The organism is Pseudoalteromonas sp. SCSIO_11900 (genome assembly GCF_000576475.1).
Lineage (GTDB): Bacteria > Pseudomonadota > Gammaproteobacteria > Enterobacterales > Alteromonadaceae > Pseudoalteromonas > Pseudoalteromonas tetraodonis.
The window spans coordinates 1-1,212 of record NZ_KK070031.1; the positions used below are offsets into that span (position 1 = coordinate 1).

The 1,212-nt window shown below is 38.4% G+C and carries 1 protein-coding gene; it reads left to right on the plus strand.

Annotated elements, in window-relative coordinates; translation table 11 throughout:
* Positions 1-190: 190 nt before the first annotated feature.
* Entirely contained in the window at positions 191-1,174 is a 984-nt protein-coding gene (locus BG00_RS17080) for an IS110 family RNA-guided transposase (protein ID WP_036981290.1), read from the plus strand.
* The last annotated feature ends 38 nt before the right edge of the window (positions 1,175-1,212 follow it).

A 1,212-nucleotide genomic window follows, 5' to 3' on the forward strand; every position in this document is an offset into this window, starting at 1 on the left:
CCTTGTATCTCTCTGTAATAGATGATTAGCTATCATTTATTACATCGGAAGTTAGTGAGCTTGTAGCCCCGCCCAGTACTTGATACTGAGCCGTAGATTAAGCCCTAGCTTCCAATTCTCAACAAACTGAATGGTATCCAAGCACTCTTAGATTAAGTTGATGCTGTATGTACAAGGGGAGTAAGTAGAGATGATGTTTATTGGTTTTGATATCAGTAAAGATAAAGTTGATTTATGTTGGCTGAGAGATCCAATCACTAATAAAAAGAAAACAAAAGTATTTAAAAATAACCACCTAGCTTTCAAGGAAATTAAGCAGTGGCTTTTAAGTACAACCAAAACTATAGCTGAGGAAATCGTTATCACGGTAGAGCCAACCGGTGTTTACCATGAGCCGTTAATGTACTTTTTATACCAGCAAGGATTCAATATTATTCTCGCTAACCCTAGCAAAGCAAAAAAATATGCTGAGGCTCTAAATGTTGTTCATAAAACAGATAGGTCAGATGCGATAATGCTTGCAAGCTACGGTTATGCTAAGCAATCAACCGTTAACTTCTGGCAACCTGAAGCAAAGGAAATTAGAGAGCTTAAATCCTTACTGCGTCGACTTGATGCATTGGAGTCCAATAAACAACGAGAGCAGAATCGATTAGAAGCAAGTGAGTTTAATGCGACATCTGAGCGAGTCACTCAATCATTAAAAGAAACGATTAACTTTCTAGATGATGAGATAAAAAAACTTAAGTCAGATATTGATAGTCACATAAATAGCTTTCCTGACTTAAAGAAGAATAGAACGTTACTAGAAACAATCCCCGGTATTGGGCCTGTTATGTCTCGGGAGCTGACGTATATATTCGCCGCTAAAAATTTCAGCAGAGCTAAGCAAGCTGCTGCCTACTGTGGCTTAATACCGCGGCTGCATGAGTCTGGGAAAATGAAGGGCCGTACAACTATGAGCAAGCTAGGGCCCTCAAAAATAAGAAGTAAACTTTATATGGCAGCAGTAGTCGCTGGGCAGTGGAATTATAAGATACAACAGCAAAAAATAGCCTTGCTGAATAATGGCAAAACGTCGATGCAAATCATTGGCGCCAATATGCGTAAACTCATTCATATATGTTTTGGTGTAATAAAAAATCAAGAAGCGTTTAAGCTCCAAGAAAGTTAAATACGATCTTGAAGCCTATAAAGAGAGATGGTATCTAC